We start from the raw sequence: 19,526 nt of genomic DNA, 5'->3' as shown, positions 1-19,526 counted from the left end.
AGGCCGAGTGTGACGAGCGTCACAGTGCATTAGCGAGGCGCGTGCAACCGCTGCAACAACTCCGCTTCCGTCAACGAGATCCCACACGTCTCGGAAATGTCCTTCGCCGAGGCACCCTGGCGAGCAAGACGCTGGGCAAGCGCAAGCGCCCGGTCGGTCGCGGCACCGGGTTCACCGGCGACTGTCACGGCGGGATTGCGACGGACCTGCTCCTCGATATCGCCAAGCCGGGTTTTCAAGGCGACGAAGCATCGCGGCGAGCGCGTCGGGCGGGACGGCTGGTGTGGCATCGTCGCGGAGGTCACGGATGTCTTCGTAGGCGGTCGCGGCACCTGTGGCCGGAGCGACGGGCGTCGCGGCCGGGGCGGTGACAGGCGCTGTGCCGAGACGGCGGAACAGCAGCAGGAGGCCGACCAGGTTGAGGACGGCGAGTGCGATCAGCACGTATCCGATGACGGGGTTCATTCGGTGATTCCCTGGAGAGCGGGGACACGGTAGCGCAAAGGGGGTGCGGGCAGAAGCGTGATGTCTTGCGATGTAGCGGTGAACCCAATCGCCGGCGTAGCCGGCTCCCACACAGAGCCTGGGGCCAGCAGGCCCTGGGTCAGCAGAGCCGCAGACCCAGCAGAGCCTCAGGCCCGGCAGAGCCTCGGGATGTCGACAAGGGCGATGAAGCCATCGTCGCGGGTGATGACGCCGCTGACGGGGTCGTCGCGTCGGGTGGCGCGGCCGGGCGGCGGGGGTGCGACATCCGCGGGGTTGAACTCGAGCATGTCGCCGATCACGTCGATGCGCATGCCGACGATGCTGCCGGAGTCGTCGAAGACGATGACGCGCTGGGCGTCTTCATCGGCCACGTCGATGCGGCCTTCAAGGCCGAAGCGGCGACGGCCGTCGAGCACGGGCACGATCTGGCCGCGCAGGTTGACGATGCCGAGGACATCTTCGGGAGCGCCGGGCACGGGCGTGATGTCGCCGCAGCGAATGACCTCGCGCACGCTGGCCAGCGACACCGCATAGCGCTGTCCTTTCAGGGAAAACCCAAGCCAGGCGCCACGCCCGTCGCGGAAGGTATCGGTCACGGGCCCAGCTCCTTTTCCAACCAATCGATCAGCGCCGTGGTAGCTACCACGCCGCATTTGGGTTCTTGAGACATGCCGGCAAGCCATGGACGCGTGGTTGCACCGGTGCGCCATTGAATGGCCGAGGCGTCGAGTTCGACCGGCTCGTCGTTGACGATGCACGCGAGCGCCCAGGCGCGGTCGCCGAGGAGCACCAGCGTAGATGCCTGCGCACCGGCCATGTCGGGCGACAGAATCGCCGCCAGGTCAGCCACGCGTGCTTCACCGCTCGGATGGCGCCAGCGGCCGAGACAGATCGGGTTCGTCGTGTTCGGCGGCGTCAGCGGCGGCATCGGCAGCATGTGGGTTATGTCGGCCATCGGTACGGCGAGACGCACGCCCGCGGCCAGGCACAGCAGGTAGCGAGCGTCGGCCGGTGCCGGCGACTCAGGATTTAGCATCGTCCGCCAGGGATCGATCGAGACGACTTTGACCTCGGCATCAGGCACGGCCGGAGGTAACGCAGGTGTCAGCAATTCCGCCAGGTAGTCGGCGACGATCTGCTCGGCATCCTGCAAGGCGCGCATCACGCGGCCGCGTCCGCGACGGTGGCTGCCGGCAAGGCCAGCAATTCGTCGAGAAGCTGCCGATACGCAAGGCCACCGCGGCGCGCGGCAGGCCACGAGGCCAAGGGCACGCCAGCTGCGCTGGCTTCACGGATCTGCGTATCGGTCGGGATCACGGCTTCGCTGACTCCCTCGCCGTATTTCTCGCGCAGTTGCTCGAGGCAGGCACGCGAGGCATGCGTGCGCGAGTCGAACATCGTCGGGACGATGGTCCGCGGCAGCGGGCGGCCACGCGAGCGCTCGATCATGGACAGGCTGCGCAGCATGCGTTCGAGGCCGGCCAGGGCGAGCGCCTCGGTCTGCGTCGGCACGAGAAGGCGATCGCTCGCCGCAAGCGCATTGACCATAAGCACGCCGAGCGTCGGCGGGCAATCGAGCAATACATGGTCGAAGTCGACGGCGAGTTCAGCAAGCGCCTGGGAAAGAATCAGGCCCATGCCGGGACGCGTACCGAGCTGGCGATCCAGCGTGATCATGGCCGCAGAGGCCGGCAGCACGCTCAGGTGATCCCACTTCGTCGCATGCACGAGGGTACCCGGCGGCAGTGGATTACCGCCGATGCCGAACAGGTCGTAGACGCTGCCATGCGCCCCACCTTCGACACCGATATAGCCGGACAGCGACGCATGCGGATCCATGTCGATCAGCAGCGTGCGCTTGCCGGAGGCGGCGAGCAGACTGCCGAGCGCGACCGTCGTCGTCGTCTTGCCGACACCGCCCTTCTGATTCGAGATCGCCCAGACGCGCATCAGCGAGCCCCTGCTACAGGGTTAGTCACGGGCGCCGCCACGGCGCCGACAACCGGCAAACGGTCAGCGTCGCTGTAAAAGCGCGCCGGCTCGGCCTTGTCGCTCATCACGACGATGAGCACGCGGCGATTACGATTGCGCCCTTCGTCGGTACCGTTGTCGGTGGTCGGGCGGAACTCGCCCCAGCCGACGATGCCGACACGGTGCGGGTCCACGCCGCTCGTGGTGAGCAGGCGCGCGACGGTGGCCGCGCGTGCCGCCGAGAGTTCCCAGTTCGATGGGAAGGTGGCGGTCGCGATCGGCGTGTTGTCGGTGTAGCCCTCAATGCGCATGGCATTCGGGAACGGGCCAAGGATGCCGGCGAGCTTGCGTAGCACGTCTTCAGCGGTGCCCTGCAGCTTGGCCACGCCGACCGGGAAAAGGATATCGGTGCGGACTTCGATCTCGAGCCAGTCCTTGGTCTGGCGCACGCTGACGAGGTTCTTGTCGATCAGCGGCTTCATCGCGCGCTGCACTTCGTCGGAAATCTGGCTGAGGCTGGCGTCCTCGGTCTTGCCGACCGTGGTGTTCGCCGCCGTCGCGGTGTTGATGTTGGCCGATTCCTGGCGCGTGGGCGCCGCGCCCTCGTGGCCGGGCAGCGGCAGGTTGCGCGGCGGAATCGGCACGTCGATCTTGGCGATCGGTGCGGCGACAGGTGCGCGTGACTGGTTCGGCAGCGGCACCTGCGCCGCAGGCGTGGCCTCGCGGATCGGCTCGATCACCTTGCCGGTGCCGTTGAAGGCTTCGTTGATCGACTGCGCCATGACCCGGAACTTGGTTTCGTTCACGGCCGACACGGCGTACATCACCACGAACAACGCCAGCAGCAGCGTGATGAGATCCCCATAGGGGATAGCCCAGCGCTCGTGGTTGATGTGTTCTTCGTGGTGGCGGCGCTTCACGAGAGGTACCCCTGAAGCTTGCTTTCGATGTGCCGCGGGTTGTCGCCCTGTGCGATCGAGACCAGGCCTTCGACGAGGATCTCGCGCATCTGCGAGCGTTGGCGGGCGAGGCCCTTCAATCGCGACGCCATCGGCAGCGCGAGCAGATTGGCCAGGCCGATACCGTAGATGGTGGCGACGAAGGCCGCGGCGATGCCGTGGCCCAATTTGCTGGGATCGGCAAGGTTCTGCATGACCGACATCAGGCCCATGACGGCGCCGATGATGCCCATGGTCGGCGAGTAGGCACCGGCGTTCTCGTAGACCTTCGCGGCCTCGATGTCGGTGTGCTCGCGTGCGTACACTTCCACTTCGAGCACGGAGCGCATGGCATCGGGCTCGGTGCCGTCCACCAGAAGCTGCAGCCCCTTGCGGATGAAGGGATCGGATTCGCGCTCGATCGCCGGCTCCAGGCCGAGCAGGCCCGTACGGCGGGAGATTTCGCTCCAGCCGACGATGCGGCTGACGAGGTTCTCCGATTCGATATCCGGTGGCCGGTACACCCACGGCAGCATGGTCCACGCGCGCTTGAGCACGGGGCCGGGTGTCTGCACGAGCAACGCGGCGAGCGTGCCGAGGAAGACGATAACGAACGCAGCCGGATTCCACAGGGCGTCGAGGCTCGAGCCCTTGAGGATGGTACCCACGATGATGACCACGAAGGCCAGGATCGTTCCGACGACGCTCACGATATCCATGTCAGACAGCCATCCTTAGTGAAGGCAGCACCTGCCCGGCGTCGTCGGCGAGGCCGGCGAGGTCGAGCACGAGCGAAATGCGGCCATCGCCGGTGATCGTCGCACCCGCGACGCCGGGAACATCCTTGAGGAACGGGCCAAGCGGCTTGGCCATGACGTCTTCGCGACCGAGCACTTCATCGACCAGGCAGCCCAGTGTCTGGTGGCCGATGTGCACGACCACGACATGACCGCCCTTCCCCGCCGCGCCAGCCCAGTTGCCGAGGTCGGCGAGCGGAAGCGCGCGCTGCCGGTGCGAGGCGACGATGCGGCCGTCGAGTTCCTGGATCTGCCCCGGAACGAGCTCGAAGACTTCGGTGACGTTGGACAGCGGCAGCGACAGCAGACGATTGCCGACGCGCACCATGAGCACGCGCATGATCGCGAGGGTAAGCGGCACGGAGAGGCGCACCGTGCTGCCGTGGCCGACACGCGAATCGATCGACAGCGTGCCGCCGAGCTCGACAATCTTGGTCTTGACCACATCCATGCCGACGCCGCGACCGGAGATGTCGGAGACTTCGGCCGCGGTGGAGAAGCCGGGACGGAAGACGATCTCAAAGCACTCGCGCTCGTCGAGACGTGCGGCCTGCTCTTCGTCCATCAAGCCCTTTTCCACGGCCTTGCGGCGGAGGACTTCGGGATCCATGCCCTTGCCGTCATCGGTCACGGTGATGACGATGCGGTCGCCGAACTGGCCGGCGGCCAGGCGCACGGTGCCCGAACGCGGCTTACCGGAACGCTCGCGGACATCGGGCATTTCGATGCCGTGGTCCACCGCGTTGCGAAGCAGGTGAACCAGAGGATCGGCCAGCGCTTCCACCACGGTACGGTCGATGTCGGTGTCTTCGCCCTCGGTAACGAGTTCGATGTCCTTGCCGAGCTGACGTGCGAGGTCACGGATGATGCGCGGGAAACGTGAGAACAACTTGCCGACCGGCTGCATGCGCATGCGCAGGACGGCGTTCTGCAGATCTTCGGCGACGCGCTCGAGTTCGCCGATAGCGCGTTCCATCGGGTCGTTCGTGCCACGGGGCGCGAGGTTGGTGAGGCGGTTGCGGACGAGCACGAGCTCGCCTGCGGCATCGACGAGGCTGTCGAGGCGGAAGGTGTCGACGCGGACGGTGGTGTCGGCGGTGGAGGCGGTGCGTTTTTCCGTGGTTGCTGCGGGCTTCATTGGCGGTGAATGCATCGCCGCTGAAGCGGCTCCCACAGGGGGCTTCGCCGATGGATCGGCACCTACGACGGCCGGCGTGTTCAGGGCGCCGGGGGCGGCTGTGCCGTGGATGCTGTCGAGGAGGGCTTCGAATTCGTCGTCGCTGATGGCGTTGGGGTCGGCGGGGGGCATCGCCGCTGAAGCGGCTCCGACAGGAGAATTCGCCGATGAATCGGCTCCCACAATTGCTGTGTCGGCGCCGGGGGCGCCGGTGCCGTAGAGGGAGTCTAGGAGGGCTTCGAATTCGTCGTCGTTGATCGTGGCCGAGGGCGTCGATGTCGGCGCGCGATCGTTGCGCGCGGCGTCGAGCATGGCTTCGAATTCGTCTTCGATCGGATCGTAAGCACGCTGGGACGATGCTGCGGACGAAGCCGACACCGCTGGCGCCGGCGTCGCCGCCGGTGACAGGGCTACCGGTGGCGCCGAACCGGCGCGACCGGGAATCAGCAGGCGGTCGAGCACGGAACGCGGTGCGGGTTCGGCAGGAACGCCCGCGTCGGCCGCACGCATCATATCGTTGAGGAGGTCCAGCGATTCGAGCAACGCATCCATGAAGCCGGGGTTCAATACCACGGCACCGTTACGGGCCTCGTTGAGGAGGTCCTCGGCGCGATGGCACAGCTCCACCATGGCGTTGAGGCCAAGGAAGCCCGCACCGCCCTTCACGGTATGGAACGCGCGGAAGACCGCGTTCAGCAGCTCGGCGTCTCCCGGCGATGCTTCGAGGTCCACGAGCTGTTCGCCCAGGCTCTCGAGCAGTTCGCGTGCTTCGATCAGGAAGACATTGAGTAGCTCGTTGTCCAGCTCCACGCTCATACGGCGCTCAGAACCCGAATTCGCTGAGCAGTCGATCCACTTCGTCCTGGCTGACCTTGTCCGCGGCGGGTGCATGGGTGCCGCCCGCGAGCGAACCGGTGAGGCGCACCAGTTCAATCAGGGACGATTCCACCTTGGCCATGAAGGCTTCAACCTGGGCGACACGCTGGCCGGAGAGATCCTGCCAGGACTGCGCTTCGACCATCTCACCCAGGCCGATGTCGCAGCTCTGCGCGAAATCGCCCACGCGGACGGCGAGCGCCGTAGCGTTCGGCGCAAAGGACGGATCAGCGTGATCGAGCACGAGCACTTCGTCGGCCTGCTTGGCCAGCGCCTGTGCCTGCGGACGCAGCTTGTCGCTGAAGTCGAGGGTGCGGTGCGCTGCCTGGGAGCTCATTTCGAGGACGTCGCGCAGGTGCTTACGCGCATCGCTCATGTTGCCCGGCACGCCATCGCTGGAGATGTCGGAAGCGAGGCGGCGCACCGACTCGTGGAGATCGCGCGCCAGGTGGCCCAAGGCCAGGAACAGGTGCTGTTCACGGCTGCGCAGCAGGCGGTCGAGCGCCTGTTCGAAGGCGACGCTGTCATCGGCATCGAGCAGCTCGCGCAGCTCGGGAACGACCTCGTGGCCGGCGGTAAGCATGGTGTTCATCGTCATTCCCTTAGCCCGCAGCCGCGGCGAGTCGTTCAAAGATCTTGTCGAGCTTTTCCTTCAGCGTGACCGCCGTGAATGGCTTGACCACGTAGCCGTTCACGCCGCTCTGCGCGGCGGCGATGATCTGGTCGCGATTGTTTTCCGCCGTGACCATGAGCACCGGCATCGACTTCAGCGCGGCATCCGCGCGGATGGCGCGAAGCAGGTCGATACCCGTCATGTTGGGCATGTTCCAGTCGGTCACGACCAGATCGAAGGGCTGGGCACGCAGCATCACGAGCGCCGCGGTACCGTCTTCAGCCTCCTGGATGAGGGTGTTCGTAAATCCCAGCTCGACCAGGAGGTTCCTGACGATGCGTCGCATGGTGGAGAAATCGTCCACCACGAGGATTTTCATGTTCTTGTCCAAAACTCGTCTCCGCCTGACTGCGCGTTTCTTACCGGCGACGGCACCGTAATGCCGTCAATGCTTTTCTTTCCAACCTGTCATGCGAGCGCGGAGGCGAATCAGGGCCTGGCCATGGATCTGGCACACCCGCGATTCGCTGACACCGAGTACCGCACCGATTTCCTTCAGGTTGAGCTCTTCATCGTAGTACAGCGACATCACCAGCTTCTCGCGTTCGGGCAGGCCGTCGATGGACTGCGCCAGCGCATCGCGCAAGCCGTCCTGCTCGAAGATCCCTTCCGGACCTGCGGCGTCGGGGTCTGCGACATCGATCGCTGCGCCTTCGTCGCCTTCCGGCGCCGTAAGGCTGAGCAACCGCGCGCTCGCCGCGTCGGCCAGAATCTGGTTGTATTCCATGGCGTCGATACCAAGCCGCTTCATCACCTCGGCGTCTTCGGCATCCCCACCTGTCTCATTTTCGATCTGTCTCGTTACCTCAGCCACCTCGCGCAACTTCCGATGGACGGAGCGCGGGGTCCAGTCCGTCTTGCGCAGTTCGTCCAGCATCGCGCCACGTATGCGGATACCCGCATAGGTCTCGAAACTGGCCGCGCGAGTCGGCGAGTAATTTCTTGCGGCCTCGAGCAGTCCGATCATTCCGGCCTGCATGAGGTCGTTCGCATCCACGCTCGGCGGTAGCCGGCCCATCAGGTGATAGGCGATCCGGCGGACCAGCGGTGCGTGGGTGCGCACCAGTTGATCTGCAGGAATCCGTGTGACTTCAAGGTATTCCGTCGCAACGCTCACAGTGGCAACCCTCCTCCCAGGTGGGACCGCTCGGCGAAAAAGCCGATGCGACCCTGAGCACGGGGTTCGGGTTCACCCCATGTATCGACCGACCTGGCCAGATTCTTGAATCCGACGGCAGATCGGCTGCTCGGCCAGACGTCGACCACGGCCGACTGACGGCGAATGGCCTGGCGCAGGTACTCGTCGTGCGGGACCATCCCCATGAAATCCAGGGAGACATCCAGGAACCGGTTGGCCACCCGCGAGAGCTTCTCGAAAAGCTGGCGGCCTTCCTGGGCGTGGCGAACCATGTTGGCCACGATCCGGAAGCGGTTGACGCCGAACTCGCGGCTCATGACCTTGATCAGGGCGTAGGCGTCGGTCAGCGAGGCCGGTTCGTCGCACACGACCACCACCACCTCATCGGAAGCCGCGGCGAACATGGACACGCTGTCGGAAATGCCGGCCGCGGTGTCGACGATCAGGTATTCAGGGGCGATCGGGTATTCGTCGAACGCGCGGATCACCGCGGCGTGCTCGATGTTCGGCAGCTGGGCCATGCGGCGCGCGCCCGAGGTGGCCGGAATCACTTTCAGGCCGTGCGGCGCCTGGAGGATCAGGTCCTCGATGCGGCATTCGCCCTCGAGCATGTGCCCGAGGTGACGGGTCGGCTGCAGACCCAGCAGCACGTCGATGTTCGCCATGGCGAGGTCAGCGTCGAGCAGGACGACGTCGCGTCCGCCCATGGCCAGGGCCATACCGAGATTGACCGCCACGGTGGTCTTGCCGACACCGCCCTTGCCGCCCGCGATCGCGATGCTGCGTGTGGGGCGACGGTCGTCAAGCCAGTTGAGGCCGGCGGCCTGGGTGCTATCGACGTGTGTGGTCATGAAGGAGTTCACTGCCGTGAAAGAGTGTGCGGTTGCGGTAGTCACGTTCTGCGGGTTCCCGGTCAGGCCAGCGCGGGCGCTGCCGTGCCGAAACGATCGGCAAGGATGGCGTCGTCGGGCTCCTCGTTGCGCTGCTTGAGCAACTGGGCTGCGAGGCAGACCAGCTTGCGCGCATCGGCGGAGGCGATATCTTCAGGTACGCGCTGCCCGTCGGTGGTGTAGTCCAGGGGCATCGCATGACGAATCAGTGCCGACAGTGCGCCGCCGATCAGCGGGGCCTCGTCGAGCTTGGTAAGAATGGCGGTCTGCGGCGACAGTGGCGTGTATGAGCGGATCGCATTGTCGATGGCCTGCGCCTGCGCATTGGCGGCGAGCACCAGGCAGACGCGGAGGTTCGACGTGGCGCGCAGCGTGTCGAACTGCTGCTGCAGCTTGGGATCGTTGCCGGCCATGCCGGCGGTGTCGACCAGCACGGTGTGCTTGCCGCGCAGCTGAAGAAGCACGTTGCGCAGGCTGTCGGCGTCATGGGCGTTATACACGCGCACGCCGAGCAGGCGGCCGTAGTGCTCCAGCTGCGCGCCAGCACCGATGCGGTACTGGTCGGCGCTGATCAGGGCGACGTTGGACGCACCGTGGCGGAGGACGGCGCGAGCCGCGAGCTTGGCGATCGTCGTCGTCTTGCCGACGCCGGTGGTGCCGACCAGCGCAGTGACACCGCCGCCGACCGTATCGAAGTTACGTCCGCTGGTGCGGATGTTGCGCGAGAGGATGCCCAGCGGCAGGTAACGCGCCTGCTCGGAGGTCATGCCCGGCGGCAGCTCGGCGCACAGCGCACGCGCCACGTCGCCGTCGATACCCAGGCGGGTCATTTCGCGCAGGACGCGGGCGCGCAGCGGCTGCTCGCGGTCCATCTGGTTCCAGGCCAGCGTGGAGAGCTGTACTTCCAGCATCTCACGCAGGTTGTTGATCTCGGCGCGCACGCCATTCACGGCTGCATCGCTGTTCGGGTTCGCCGTAGCAGCACGAACCACATCGGCCACACTGGATGCGAGCGCGGCGCTGGACTGGCGCTGCGGCGCATTCGGATTGATCGGGCCACCCTTGGCAGCGCGCTCGACGGCTGCGGCCGTGGCGGCGCGTGCCTGGTCGATGCGAGCGGCGCGGTCGCTGTCACGTGTCGCGCGGATCGGAGCCAGCGCGGCGGCATGCTTGGCAGCGGTTTCTTCCGCGGTCGGCGGCTCGAAGGCAAAGCCCGCTTCGCGGACCAGCGCTTCGTCGTAGTCGAGCGCCGCGATGATCTCGATGCCGTCGTCCATCCGACGCGTGGACAGGATCACGGCGTCCGGGCCCTGCTCATCGCGGACCTGGCGCATGGCCTGGCGCATGTCGGCGGCAACGAATCGTTTGATTTTCATGCGTTAGATCCTCATCCCTATCGACCGAGGGCCGTCACCAGCTTGACGCGACGGTTGTCCGGTACCTCGTTGTAGGCGAGTACATGCAGGTTTTGGGCCACATGCCGCGTGAAGCGTGAAAGCCACGGACGAAGCGCCGGCGAGACCAACAGGACGGCCGGTTCACCCGCCGCTTCCTGACGTCGCGCCGCCTCGGCCACGTTCTGCTGAAGACGATCTGCCAGACCCGGCTCGATAGCCGCGCCGGCGGGACCGCCGCCCTGCAGGGACTGAAGAAGAATCTGCTCCAGTTCCGGCGCCAAAGTAATGACGGGAACCTCAGTTCCGAGACCCGCGATCTCCTGCACGATCTGCCGGCCGAGCGTCACACGCACACTGGCCGCGAGGACGCCGGGATCCTGGCTCTGGCCCGCATGCTCCGCCAGCGATTCGACGATGCCGCGGAAGTTACGAATGGGAACGCGTTCGGCGAGCAGATTCTGCAGCACCTTGACCACCGCGCCGAGCGACAAGCGCTTGGGCACGAGATCTTCGACAAGCTTGGGCGTCTGCTGGGCGAGACGGTCGAGCAGCTGCTGCACGTCCTGGTGGCCGATGAGTTCGTGGGCGTGGTTCTGCAGGATGTGCGACAGGTGGGTCGCAATGACCGTGGCCGGGTCGACCACGGTATAGCCCAGCGTCTGCGCATGTTCGCGCAGGCCCGGCTCGATCCAGACGGCATCCAGGCCGAAGGCGGGATCACGCGTGGCGATGCCATTGACCGTGCCGTGCACGCGGCCCGGATCGATCGCCAGCATGCGCTCGGTATGGATTTCGGCTTCGCCCATCGGCACGCCCATCAGCGAGATGCGATAGCCATGCGGCGAAAGATCGAGGTTGTCGCGGATGTGTACCGAAGGCACGAGGAAGCCGAGCTCCTGCGAGAGCTTGCGGCGCACGGATTTGATCCGCGCCATCAGTTCGCCGCCCTGGGCCTTGTCCACCAGCGGAATCAGGCGGTAGCCGACTTCCAGGCCGATCGTGTCGACCTGGGCGACGTCTTCCCACGACAGCTCGAGGCGCTCACCCGGCGGCGTCGATTCCAGCGCGAGCTCGGTGCCCGGCGTAGCAGGGCCACCGACCGCGCCGGCGTCGGCCAGGCGATCCTTGTTCTGCTGGAGCTTCCATGCGCCAAAGCCCGCGCCCGCGGCGAGCAGCAGGAACGGCAGGTTCGGCATGCCCGGGACCAGGCCCATCGCCCCGAGTACAGCCGCAGCCACGGCAAGTGCCTTCGGCTGGCCGAAGAGCTGCCCCATGACGTGCTTGCCCATTTCCTGGGACTTGGAGACACGGGTAACGATGACCGCCGTGGCGATCGAGAGCATCAGGCCGGGTACCTGGGCGACCAGGCCATCGCCGATCGTCAGCAGCGTGTACGTGCGCGCGGCTTCGGAAGCGGAGAGACCGTGTTGCAGCATGCCGATGAAGAAGCCGCCGATGATATTGATCGCGAGGATCAGCATGCCCGCCGTGGCATCGCCGCGGACGAACTTGGACGCACCGTCCATCGAGCCGTAGAAGTCGGCTTCCTCGCGCACTTCCTGGCGGCGCTCGCGCGCCTGTTCCTGGGTGAGCAGGCCGGCGTTGAGGTCGGCATCGATCGCCATCTGCTTGCCGGGCATGGCGTCGAGGGTGAAGCGCGCGGTGACTTCGGACACTCGCGTCGCGCCCTTGGTGACGACGACGAAGTTAATGATGGTGAGGATGGCGAAGACCACGAAGCCGACGGCGAAGTTGCCGCCGATGACAAACTCACCGAAGGCCTCGATCACCTTGCCGGCCGCGCCCGGGCCGTTATGACCGTGCAGCAGCACCACGCGGGTGGAGGCGATGTTCAGCGCCAGGCGCAACAAGGTGGCGAACAGCACCACTGTCGGGAACGAAGCCAGCTCCAGCGGCCGCATCACGTACATGGTGGCCAGCAGGATCACCAGGGACAACGCGATGTTGAAGGTGAACAGCAGGTCCAGCATGAACGGCGGCAGCGGCAGCATCAGCATGCCGAGCATGACCAGCATCACCACCGGCGCGGCAATACCCCGCCGGCCGATCTGCCGGAAGGTGCCCATGAGGGTGGTCGTCGCTGCCATCGTCAGTTATCCATACGGTAAGGGCCGAGCAGTTCAGGATCGATCTCCTGCTCGGGCAGATCGGGCGGGAGGTCGCCAACGGCGATCGCCTGCTTGAGGCGGAACACGTAGGCCAGGATCTGGGCCACGGCGACATACAGCGCCGAGGGGATCTCGCGACCGACTTCCGTCGTTGCATACAAGGCGCGTGCCAACGGCGCCGCTTCGACGACAGGAACCTTCGCATGGCCGGCCACGTCGCGAATCTGCTGGGCCAGGACGTCCACACCCTTTGCCACGACCCGCGGCGCGCCCATTTTTACTTCGTCGTACTTCAGCGCCACGGCGAAGTGGGTCGGGTTCACCACGATCACGTCCGCCGTAGGAACGTCTTCCATCATTCGCCGGCGCGACATCTGGTGCTGCATCTGACGGATCTTTGACTTCAGTTCGGGACTACCGTCGCTTTCCTTGTGCTCGTCCTTCACTTCCTGTTTGGTCATGCGCATCTTCTTGGTGAAGCTGAAGGCCTGCCAGGGCGCGTCGACCAGGGCGATCAGCCCCAACGAGCAAGCGAAGATCAGCGACGCATGGCCGAGCACGCTGAAGGTATGGGCGATGCCGTCCGCGACCGGGCCGCTGCCCACCGCGTACATCTCCTTCGTGGTGCGGTTGAGGAACCACACCAGGGCCCCGCCGATCAGGAACAGCTTCAACACGGACTTGCCCAGTTCCACCAGGCCATTCATCGAGACCAGGCGGCCGAAACCCTTGATCGGGTCCAGGCGATCGAACTTCGGCACCAGGGCTTCGAAGGAGAAATTAAGGCCGCCCATGAGCGCGGGTGCGGCAACGGCGGCGACCGCGGTGACGGTGAATACCGGGCCCAGCATCTTCAGGCCCTCGCCCGCGGCCGTCATCAGCGCGCGGCTGATCCCGTTGGCCGCGAACAAGTCTTCGCGGCCGTAGCGCAGACCCACGTGCATGATGTTGGCAGCGTGGACGGCCATCTGCTCACGCGAGGCGATCATCGAAGTCACGCCGGCGAGCACCACCACGGCGGTCGACAAATCGCGCGAGCGCGGCAGGTCGCCCTTTTCGCGGGCTTCGCGAAGGCGTTTGTCACTAGGTGATTCGGTTTTGTCTTCCTGGTCGGACTCACTCACGGCGAGGACCTCCCGACCATGGAACGCATGGCTTCCCAGGCGTCCGTCTGCAGGGAATCCCAGGCGCTCGGCAGGCCGCGCAGCGCGAGCCAGACGGCGATGATGCCGAGGCAGATGGTGATCGGGAAGCCGACCGCGAACAGGTTCATCGACGGTGCGGAACGGCTGATCGCACCGAACCCGAGGTTGACCACGAGCAAGGCGGTCAGCGCCGGCAGCGCGACGCGGACGGCACCGGCAAACAGGTGGGTGGCGAACTGGAGCACACCCCAGATGCCATCCGCGCCGATACCGTGGTCACTCACCGGCATCGTACGGAAGCTGTCGGCGAGCAGGTTGATCAGTTGCAGATGGCCGTTCATCACCAGGAACAGGAGGGTGACGATCATCGTGTAGAACTGGCTGAGCACCGGCGTGGTACCGCCAAGCCCGGGGTTCAGTACCTCGGCGAAGCCAAGGCTCATCGCCTGTGAAACGAACTGGCCACCGAAGGCCACGGCCTCGAATACCAGCTTGAGGATGAAACCGAGCGCCGCGCCGATCAGCACCTGCTGGGCCAGCGTCGCCACGCCCTGTGCCGACAGCGGCCGAAGCTCCATCGGTGCCAGCGGTGCCAGCAGCACGGTCAGCATGATGGCCAGGCCCATCTTGATCCGGGCCGGGATCGTGTTCGCACCCAGTACCGGCGAGACGAGCAGCAGGCCGGAGATGCGGGCCAGTGCCCAGCATGCCCCGCCTACCCACCCTTCGAGCTGGTTCAGGTCGATCGGCATTAACGAACCGCCTGCGGCAGGCTTTCGATCAGGGTGCGGGTAAAGGTGACCAGCGTGCGCAGCATCCACGGCCCGGTGATGATCATCACCAGCGACATGGAGATCAGCTTCGGGATGAAGCTGAGCGTCTGTTCGTTGATCTGCGTGGCCGCCTGGATCATGCCGACGATCAGGCCCACCGCGAGCGCAGTGAGCAGCAGCGGCGCGCCGACCAGCAAGGCGACATGCAGGGCCTGCTGGCCAAAGGCGATGACCGATTCCGGCGTCATTGGTAGAAGCTCCCGGCCAGCGTGCCGAGTAGCAGTGTCCACCCGTCGACCAGGACGAACAGCATGATCTTGAACGGCAGCGAGATGATCATCGGTGAGACCATCATCATGCCCATCGACATCAACACGCTGGCCACGACCAGGTCGATGATCAGGAACGGGATGAACAGCAGGAAGCCCATCTGGAAGGCCGTCTTCAGCTCGCTGGTGACGAATGCAGGCAGCGCGACGCGGTAAGGCACCGCGTCCTTGTTCGCATACGGCTGCTCGCCCGCCAGTTTGGTGAACAGTTGCAGATCGGGCTCACGCGTCTGGTCGAGCATGAAGTGACGGAACGGCGCGGCGGCAAGCGGCACGGCGTCCTGCACGGTCATCTGACCGTCCATGTATGGCTTGATACCCGTGTCGTAAGCCTTGTTGATCACCGGCGACATGACGAACAGGGTGAGGAACAGCGACAGCCCGATGATTACCTGGTTAGGCGGCGTGCTGTTGGTACCCAGCGCCTGGCGCAGGAAACCGAGCACGATCACGATGCGGGTGAACGAGGTCATCATCAGCAGGATCGCCGGGAGGACCGTCAGCGCCGTCATCAGCGCCAGCATCTGGATCGACAGCGACCAGTTCTGGCTGCCATTGGCACCCGGCTGCACGTTCAGCAGCTGGATACCCGGCGGCGGCAGCGGATCCGCAGCGAAGGCAGCCATCGGCAGCAGAAGCAGCAACAGGAGCGCGAGAAGCGACCAGCAGCGCACCTTACGGGACGGCTCGCTGGGCACCTGCTTTTTATGGGAGCGGGCTGCGCCCGCGATAGCCGCCCCGATCACGGCCGCTTCCACTGGTTAAGCACATCACGAAAGCCACGAATCGTCGGCGCGTTGGCCGTCGACGTAGCGTCCTCCTGCACCGGCGTAGCCAGGACATACAGCGTACGCAGGCCACCGGTGGGCGAGGCGCCGACCAGGATCTGCGTGCCGCCGACTTCGAGCAGCATGACCTTTTCCTTGATGCCGACCGGCATCGATTCGATGACGCGGATCTTCCGGCCGCCCGGACGCACGCGCACCTGGGCGCGGCGACTGAGCCAGCCGACGAAGAAGATGAGTGCGACGACGCCGAGCAGGCTGATCAGCACGCGAACCAGTTCCGCGCCCGAGTCCACCGCGGGCGTGGCGGCCGGAGCGAGCACCGGGTCCGCCATCAGGGCGCAGGAAAGGAAGCCACCGACGAGGGCGGCGACGATACGGCGCATGGCAATCACCGCAGCTTGCGGACGCGCTCGGCCGGACTGATCACGTCAGTCAGCCGGATACCGAATTTTTCGTTGATGACGACCACTTCGCCATGGGCGACCAGGGTGCCGTTGACGAACACATCCAGCGGCTCACCGGCGGCACGGTCGAGTTCGACCACCGAGCCCTGGTTGAGCTGGAGCAGGTTGCGGATGCTGATCTTGGTACGGCCCACTTCCATGGCCATGGTGACCGGCACGTCCAGGATGACGTCGAGATTGACCTCGGCGCCCAGTCCCATGGACTTGTGCAGGTTGGCCTCGTTGGCGCCTTCCATCTCTTCGAGCGTCGTAGGTTCGTTCATGTCCGTTCCGGTGTTCGCGTTGCTGGGGTATGAACCCATAGAAGCAAACGGCGTGCCATGGATCCGGCGACCCGGGGACAGTGAATTTTTTGTGTTTTTTCAGGCGTTTGGCAGGGTGCGGCGAACCTTGCCGGCCGACCGGAAACTGACGCTAGACGGAAAGCTGACGCGTGACGGCAGTTGCGCACCGGGACGGTCAATTGACGTCAGGTTGGCGGACTGGGGCAAGGACCCATCGCCGATGAATCGGCTCCCACACAAAGCGGAGCCGACTCTTCTGCGAGAGCGCGCTCTTTTGTGGGAGCCGCTTCAGCGGCGATGCTCTTCAGGCTTCGGACATGCCCAGGCATCAACCATGCTCAGGCTTCAAACCAACTCAGGCATCGGCTCGGTCGTAGTCACCGGCATAGCCTTGCTCTCGCCGCGCTTGCGCATCAGCGAATCGAACTGGATGGCCTTGTTACCGCTGGAATTGGCCATGCGGCCACGGAAAATCGGCACGTCTTCGGCAAAGATCGTGGCGCATTCCGGCAAGGTGATCGGAATCACATCGCCCTTGCGCAGGTGCAGGAAGTCGCCAATCGTGAGGCGCGCCTCGGCAAGCATCGCGGTGACTTCCACTTCCGCGTCGAGGATTTCCTCGTGCAGGTTCTGGATCCAGCGCTCGTCACGTTCCGCACGGTCGCTCTGCACGCCGGCATCCAGCAACTCGCGGATCGGCTCGACCATCGAGTACGGCAGGGTCAGGTGCACTTCGCCGCCACCGCCATCGAGTTCGATGTGAAAGCGCGACACCACAACGGTCTCGGTCGGGCTGACGATATTGGCGAACTGGGGGTTGATCTCGGAATTGAGGAACTCGAACTGCATCTTCAGCACCGGCGCCCAGGCCTCGGCCATGGCCGTGAAGGCCTCCTGCAGCACGATCTGGATGACGCGGTTTTCGGTGGGGGTGAAATCCCGACCCTCGATGCGCGCATGGTAGCGACCATCGCCGCCGAAGAAATTGTCGATGACGGTGAAAACCAGGCGCGGCTCGAACACCATCAGCGCGGTGCCGCGTAGCGGCTTGATGCGGATCAGGTTGAGGTTGCTCGGCACAGCCAGCGAGTGCACGTACTCGTTGAACTTGGTCATCTTCACGCCGAGCACCGAGACTTCGCAGGACTTCCGCAGCACGTTGAAGAGATTGGCGCGGAAGTAGCGGGCGAAACGGTCGTTGACCATCTCGAGCGTCGGCAGCCGGCCGCGCACGATGCGATCCTGCTGGGTGAAATCGTAGTCCAGGATGCCGCCGGGCGGCGGAAGCTCGATCTCGGTTTCAACCGAGCCACCTTCCACGCCGGCCAGGAGGGCGTCGATTTCTTCCTGGGTAAGGATGTCACTCATGGCCGATACGTCCCGTCACTGCATGATGAAACTGGTGAAGTAGACCGCGTCCACGCCGGGACGACCGATCTTTTCCTTGAGCACGCGCTGGATTTCAGCCAGCGCGGCGGCCTGCAGCTTGACCTTGCCCTTCACGTCGGAAAGCGTCTTCACGTCCTGCGCGGAGAACAGCATCAGCAGTGCATTGCGAATCTCGGGATCGGCTTCCTTGGCGGCGGCGATCGCCTCGGGGTCATGGGACATCACGTTGACGCCGATCTGCAGGAACCGCAGAGCGGTCTCGTCCTGGAAATTAACCACGAAAGCGGGGTCGAGCTGCAGATAAACGGCCGGCTTGGACTTGGCGACTTCCGTCGCGTCCGCCGGGCCGGCCTTGCCGTGACCACCCTTCATCATGAAATAGCCACCCGCGCCACCGGCGGCTAGCACCACCAGGGCGGCGATCAGGATCAGCTTGCCCTTACCCTTCTTCTTGGGAGCGACTTCGGCGGGATCTTTGGGTGCTGCGGCCATGCGTGGAACCTCTGGAATGCGAATACGTAAACGATCGTGCCCGTGGGGCTTGCGGGTATTGTTGCAAGCCACGTGCCATCGGCGCGCGTCGCGGCCCAGCCGAATGGAAAGATGGCGCTGTGACGCGGTTCTCGTCGCGGTGCGGACGAGGCGAGCGAGCCGAAACTTTGACACCCGTCAGCATCACGTCACGCGAACGGCGTCACGCCACCTCGTCGACCAGGCTACGCGACACGCGCGAGGTCGCCACCGTCTCCGTGGTCGCCGCATCGTCGGCCGCACCGCCCTGCCCGCCCGCCGCGTTACCCTGGGCGGGATTCTGGCCGGGGTCACGCTGACCGACGTCGGCCTGGCCGAGCGACAGGCCATGGTGCGCGAGCATGGTGTCCAGCTGGGAAAGGGTCTGCTGCACCGCATGCACTGCCGCCGGATGCTGCGCGAGGATGGCGACGTTGACCTTGCCGCCGTCCATGGTCACGTGAACGTCCATGCTGCCGAGCTCTTCCGGGTGCAACTTGATACGCGCCGATTTGACGTCGCCCGAGCCCATCCAGGCGATCTGCTCACCCAGCTCCTGACTGAACTGGGGCGAGGTGGCGGCCTGCGTCGCCTGAACCTGGACGGCCGGAGCGGTCACGCCGTTCATGGCCGGCGCGTGGGCGAGAGGCATGGGGCTGAGGTTGGCGGGATCGGTCGCCGAGGTGTCGTCTTTCGTCGCCGCGAGATCGCCGCCCTGGACCGCAAGCAGGCTGGCGAAGGGCGAAGCCGTGACGGCAGCGACCGGCACCGGCGTCGTGGCGAGGGCATCGGTGAGCTGAGTGCCGGTCGTAGCGCCATCTTTTGCCACGGCCGTGGCGTCCGCGGCGGCGGGGAGGCCAGGCGTCGCACCCGTACCGGTGAGCGCGCCGAGCGCACCACCGAGCTTGCCCGCGGCGGTGGTCGCCGTCGCGAGCGCTTTCGCCGCGAGATCACCCAACTTGGGCGGTACGCCGATCAGCGCGAGCACGCTTGTCGCGAGCGACGTGTCAGCGTCGCCCGCATCATCCTTCTTCGTCGCGTCATCATCCGACTTCTTGTCAGAGGCCTGGGCCGATGACGTCTTGTCGGCAGCCGGGTCTTTCCCCCCCGAAGGCGTCGTGGACCCTGTCGAGGTCGTCGCACCCTTGTCGGACGGCTCGTCCTTGGTCTTGCGGGCATCGGCGTGCGCCGCGTTCATCGCTGCGTCGAAGCGCTTGTTCGACACCGTGTCGTCATTCCCGTTGCCCGTGACAGAAGACGTATTGCCGACCGACGACGTCGACGACGGCGTGGGAGCGGGCGGGCGGGCGACATTGAGTGCGATCGTGGCGTTGTTCATGCGGGATACTCGATGAGGTCGTTCAGGAGCTGG

General features: G+C 65.4%; 23 protein-coding genes. All 23 read right to left on the bottom strand.

The features are described 5' to 3' along the window. Positions 1 to 29: 29 nt before the first annotated feature. The 23 genes from ACVWWJ_RS06025 to ACVWWJ_RS05915 all read right to left on the bottom strand — a co-directional run bounded on the left by ACVWWJ_RS06025 (position 30) and on the right by ACVWWJ_RS05915 (position 19,493). A complete protein-coding gene (locus ACVWWJ_RS06025) occupies positions 30 to 290 on the bottom strand; it encodes a DUF2802 domain-containing protein (protein ID WP_456969668.1) in 261 nt (86 codons plus the stop codon). Beyond that, on the bottom strand, positions 172 to 465 hold the full coding sequence (locus tag ACVWWJ_RS06020; protein ID WP_456969765.1) for a hypothetical protein: 294 nt from the start codon (positions 463 to 465) through the stop codon (positions 172 to 174). Before ACVWWJ_RS06020 ends, ACVWWJ_RS06025 begins: the two co-directional genes overlap by 119 nt. 167 nt (positions 466 to 632) lie before the next feature. Beyond that, entirely contained in the window at positions 633 to 1,082 is a 450-nt protein-coding gene (locus ACVWWJ_RS06015) for a chemotaxis protein CheW (protein WP_456967095.1), read from the bottom strand. Further along, complete coding sequence (locus ACVWWJ_RS06010; protein WP_456967094.1) at positions 1,079 to 1,648, bottom strand: hypothetical protein; 570 nt, start codon at positions 1,646 to 1,648, stop codon at positions 1,079 to 1,081. Before ACVWWJ_RS06010 ends, ACVWWJ_RS06015 begins: the two co-directional genes overlap by 4 nt. Further along, positions 1,648 to 2,436: a ParA family protein gene (locus tag ACVWWJ_RS06005; RefSeq protein ID WP_159890849.1), complete on the bottom strand. Its 789-nt coding sequence runs from the start codon at positions 2,434 to 2,436 to the stop codon at positions 1,648 to 1,650. Before ACVWWJ_RS06005 ends, ACVWWJ_RS06010 begins: the two co-directional genes overlap by 1 nt. Further along, a complete protein-coding gene (gene motD, locus ACVWWJ_RS06000; protein WP_456967093.1) occupies positions 2,436 to 3,377 on the bottom strand; it encodes a flagellar motor protein MotD in 942 nt (313 codons plus the stop codon). Before motD ends, ACVWWJ_RS06005 begins: the two co-directional genes overlap by 1 nt. After that, entirely contained in the window at positions 3,374 to 4,114 is a 741-nt protein-coding gene (locus tag ACVWWJ_RS05995; RefSeq protein WP_159890845.1) for a flagellar motor protein, read from the bottom strand. The genes motD and ACVWWJ_RS05995 overlap by 4 nt, the downstream gene beginning before the upstream one ends. A gap of 1 nt (position 4,115) precedes the next feature. Next, positions 4,116 to 6,185, bottom strand: a complete 2,070-nt coding sequence (locus tag ACVWWJ_RS05990) for a chemotaxis protein CheW (RefSeq protein WP_456967092.1) — start codon at positions 6,183 to 6,185, stop codon at positions 4,116 to 4,118. Positions 6,186 to 6,192: 7 nt separating this feature from the next. Beyond that, positions 6,193 to 6,837 (bottom strand): protein phosphatase CheZ, encoded by a 645-nt coding sequence (locus ACVWWJ_RS05985; protein ID WP_159890841.1) that lies wholly within the window; start codon positions 6,835 to 6,837, stop codon positions 6,193 to 6,195. 10 nt (positions 6,838 to 6,847) lie between these two features. Further along, positions 6,848 to 7,249: a chemotaxis response regulator CheY gene (gene cheY, locus ACVWWJ_RS05980; protein ID WP_159890839.1), complete on the bottom strand. Its 402-nt coding sequence runs from the start codon at positions 7,247 to 7,249 to the stop codon at positions 6,848 to 6,850. A 54-nt stretch (positions 7,250 to 7,303) separates the two neighbouring features. After that, the gene (locus ACVWWJ_RS05975; RefSeq protein ID WP_063573200.1) at positions 7,304 to 8,035 is read right to left on the bottom strand and encodes an RNA polymerase sigma factor FliA; all 732 of its coding nucleotides are present in this window, start codon (positions 8,033 to 8,035) and stop codon (positions 7,304 to 7,306) included. After that, positions 8,032 to 8,907, bottom strand: coding sequence for a MinD/ParA family protein (locus ACVWWJ_RS05970; RefSeq protein ID WP_159890837.1), 876 nt, complete (start codon positions 8,905 to 8,907; stop codon positions 8,032 to 8,034). The genes ACVWWJ_RS05975 and ACVWWJ_RS05970 overlap by 4 nt, the downstream gene beginning before the upstream one ends. A 62-nt stretch (positions 8,908 to 8,969) precedes the next feature. Then, on the bottom strand, positions 8,970 to 10,322 hold the full coding sequence (gene flhF / locus ACVWWJ_RS05965; protein WP_456967091.1) for a flagellar biosynthesis protein FlhF: 1,353 nt from the start codon (positions 10,320 to 10,322) through the stop codon (positions 8,970 to 8,972). Positions 10,323 to 10,339: 17 nt separating this feature from the next. Next, positions 10,340 to 12,451, bottom strand: a complete 2,112-nt coding sequence (gene flhA, locus ACVWWJ_RS05960) for a flagellar biosynthesis protein FlhA (protein ID WP_159890833.1) — start codon at positions 12,449 to 12,451, stop codon at positions 10,340 to 10,342. A gap of 2 nt (positions 12,452 to 12,453) precedes the next feature. Beyond that, positions 12,454 to 13,596, bottom strand: a complete 1,143-nt coding sequence (gene flhB / locus ACVWWJ_RS05955; RefSeq protein ID WP_456967090.1) for a flagellar biosynthesis protein FlhB — start codon at positions 13,594 to 13,596, stop codon at positions 12,454 to 12,456. Then, positions 13,593 to 14,369, bottom strand: a complete 777-nt coding sequence (gene fliR, locus ACVWWJ_RS05950; RefSeq protein WP_456967089.1) for a flagellar biosynthetic protein FliR — start codon at positions 14,367 to 14,369, stop codon at positions 13,593 to 13,595. The genes flhB and fliR overlap by 4 nt, the downstream gene beginning before the upstream one ends. Further along, the gene (gene fliQ / locus ACVWWJ_RS05945; RefSeq protein WP_456967088.1) at positions 14,369 to 14,638 is read right to left on the bottom strand and encodes a flagellar biosynthesis protein FliQ; all 270 of its coding nucleotides are present in this window, start codon (positions 14,636 to 14,638) and stop codon (positions 14,369 to 14,371) included. Before fliQ ends, fliR begins: the two co-directional genes overlap by 1 nt. Beyond that, entirely contained in the window at positions 14,635 to 15,345 is a 711-nt protein-coding gene (gene fliP / locus ACVWWJ_RS05940; RefSeq protein ID WP_456969667.1) for a flagellar type III secretion system pore protein FliP, read from the bottom strand. Before fliP ends, fliQ begins: the two co-directional genes overlap by 4 nt. 116 nt (positions 15,346 to 15,461) lie before the next feature. After that, complete coding sequence (locus ACVWWJ_RS05935) at positions 15,462 to 15,890, bottom strand: FliO/MopB family protein (RefSeq protein ID WP_456967087.1); 429 nt, start codon at positions 15,888 to 15,890, stop codon at positions 15,462 to 15,464. Positions 15,891 to 15,895: 5 nt separating this feature from the next. After that, positions 15,896 to 16,207, bottom strand: coding sequence for a flagellar motor switch protein FliN (gene fliN, locus ACVWWJ_RS05930; RefSeq protein WP_200851586.1), 312 nt, complete (start codon positions 16,205 to 16,207; stop codon positions 15,896 to 15,898). A 393-nt stretch (positions 16,208 to 16,600) separates the two neighbouring features. Beyond that, positions 16,601 to 17,623 carry a flagellar motor switch protein FliM gene (fliM, locus tag ACVWWJ_RS05925; protein ID WP_456967086.1) on the bottom strand — a complete coding sequence of 341 codons (1,023 nt, stop codon included), beginning with the start codon at positions 17,621 to 17,623 and terminating at the stop codon, positions 16,601 to 16,603. Between the two features lie 15 nt (positions 17,624 to 17,638). Continuing rightward, entirely contained in the window at positions 17,639 to 18,136 is a 498-nt protein-coding gene (locus ACVWWJ_RS05920; RefSeq protein WP_159890823.1) for a flagellar basal body-associated FliL family protein, read from the bottom strand. A gap of 202 nt (positions 18,137 to 18,338) precedes the next feature. After that, a complete protein-coding gene (locus ACVWWJ_RS05915) occupies positions 18,339 to 19,493 on the bottom strand; it encodes a flagellar hook-length control protein FliK (protein ID WP_456967085.1) in 1,155 nt (384 codons plus the stop codon). Between the last annotated feature and the right edge of the window lie 33 nt (positions 19,494 to 19,526).

Source organism: Luteibacter sp. HA06 (genome assembly GCF_054061215.1).
This window is presented reverse-complemented; position numbering and strand designations above follow the sequence as displayed.

Excerpts from the sequence above, each read along its gene's own strand:
- ACVWWJ_RS06025 (WP_456969668.1), bottom strand. The coding sequence starts at position 290 with ATGCCACACCAGCCGTCCCGCCCGACGCGCTCGCCGCGATGCTTCGTC.
- ACVWWJ_RS06020 (WP_456969765.1), bottom strand. The coding sequence starts at position 465 with ATGAACCCCGTCATCGGATACGTGCTGATCGCACTCGCCGTCCTCAAC.
- ACVWWJ_RS06010 (WP_456967094.1), bottom strand. The coding sequence starts at position 1,648 with ATGCGCGCCTTGCAGGATGCCGAGCAGATCGTCGCCGACTACCTGGCG.
- ACVWWJ_RS06005 (WP_159890849.1), bottom strand. The coding sequence starts at position 2,436 with ATGCGCGTCTGGGCGATCTCGAATCAGAAGGGCGGTGTCGGCAAGACG.
- ACVWWJ_RS05995 (WP_159890845.1), bottom strand. The coding sequence starts at position 4,114 with ATGGATATCGTGAGCGTCGTCGGAACGATCCTGGCCTTCGTGGTCATC.
- ACVWWJ_RS05990 (WP_456967092.1), bottom strand. The coding sequence starts at position 6,185 with ATGAGCGTGGAGCTGGACAACGAGCTACTCAATGTCTTCCTGATCGAA.
- ACVWWJ_RS05985 (WP_159890841.1), bottom strand. The coding sequence starts at position 6,837 with ATGAACACCATGCTTACCGCCGGCCACGAGGTCGTTCCCGAGCTGCGC.
- ACVWWJ_RS05970 (WP_159890837.1), bottom strand. The coding sequence starts at position 8,907 with ATGACCACACACGTCGATAGCACCCAGGCCGCCGGCCTCAACTGGCTT.
- flhF (WP_456967091.1), bottom strand. The coding sequence starts at position 10,322 with ATGAAAATCAAACGATTCGTTGCCGCCGACATGCGCCAGGCCATGCGC.
- flhA (WP_159890833.1), bottom strand. The coding sequence starts at position 12,451 with ATGGCAGCGACGACCACCCTCATGGGCACCTTCCGGCAGATCGGCCGG.
- fliR (WP_456967089.1), bottom strand. The coding sequence starts at position 14,369 with ATGCCGATCGACCTGAACCAGCTCGAAGGGTGGGTAGGCGGGGCATGC.
- fliQ (WP_456967088.1), bottom strand. The coding sequence starts at position 14,638 with ATGACGCCGGAATCGGTCATCGCCTTTGGCCAGCAGGCCCTGCATGTC.
- fliP (WP_456969667.1), bottom strand. The coding sequence starts at position 15,345 with ATGGCTGCCTTCGCTGCGGATCCGCTGCCGCCGCCGGGTATCCAGCTG.
- ACVWWJ_RS05935 (WP_456967087.1), bottom strand. The coding sequence starts at position 15,890 with ATGCGCCGTATCGTCGCCGCCCTCGTCGGTGGCTTCCTTTCCTGCGCC.
- fliN (WP_200851586.1), bottom strand. The coding sequence starts at position 16,207 with ATGGAAGGCGCCAACGAGGCCAACCTGCACAAGTCCATGGGACTGGGC.
- fliM (WP_456967086.1), bottom strand. The coding sequence starts at position 17,623 with ATGAGTGACATCCTTACCCAGGAAGAAATCGACGCCCTCCTGGCCGGC.
- ACVWWJ_RS05920 (WP_159890823.1), bottom strand. The coding sequence starts at position 18,136 with ATGGCCGCAGCACCCAAAGATCCCGCCGAAGTCGCTCCCAAGAAGAAG.
- ACVWWJ_RS05915 (WP_456967085.1), bottom strand. The coding sequence starts at position 19,493 with ATGAACAACGCCACGATCGCACTCAATGTCGCCCGCCCGCCCGCTCCC.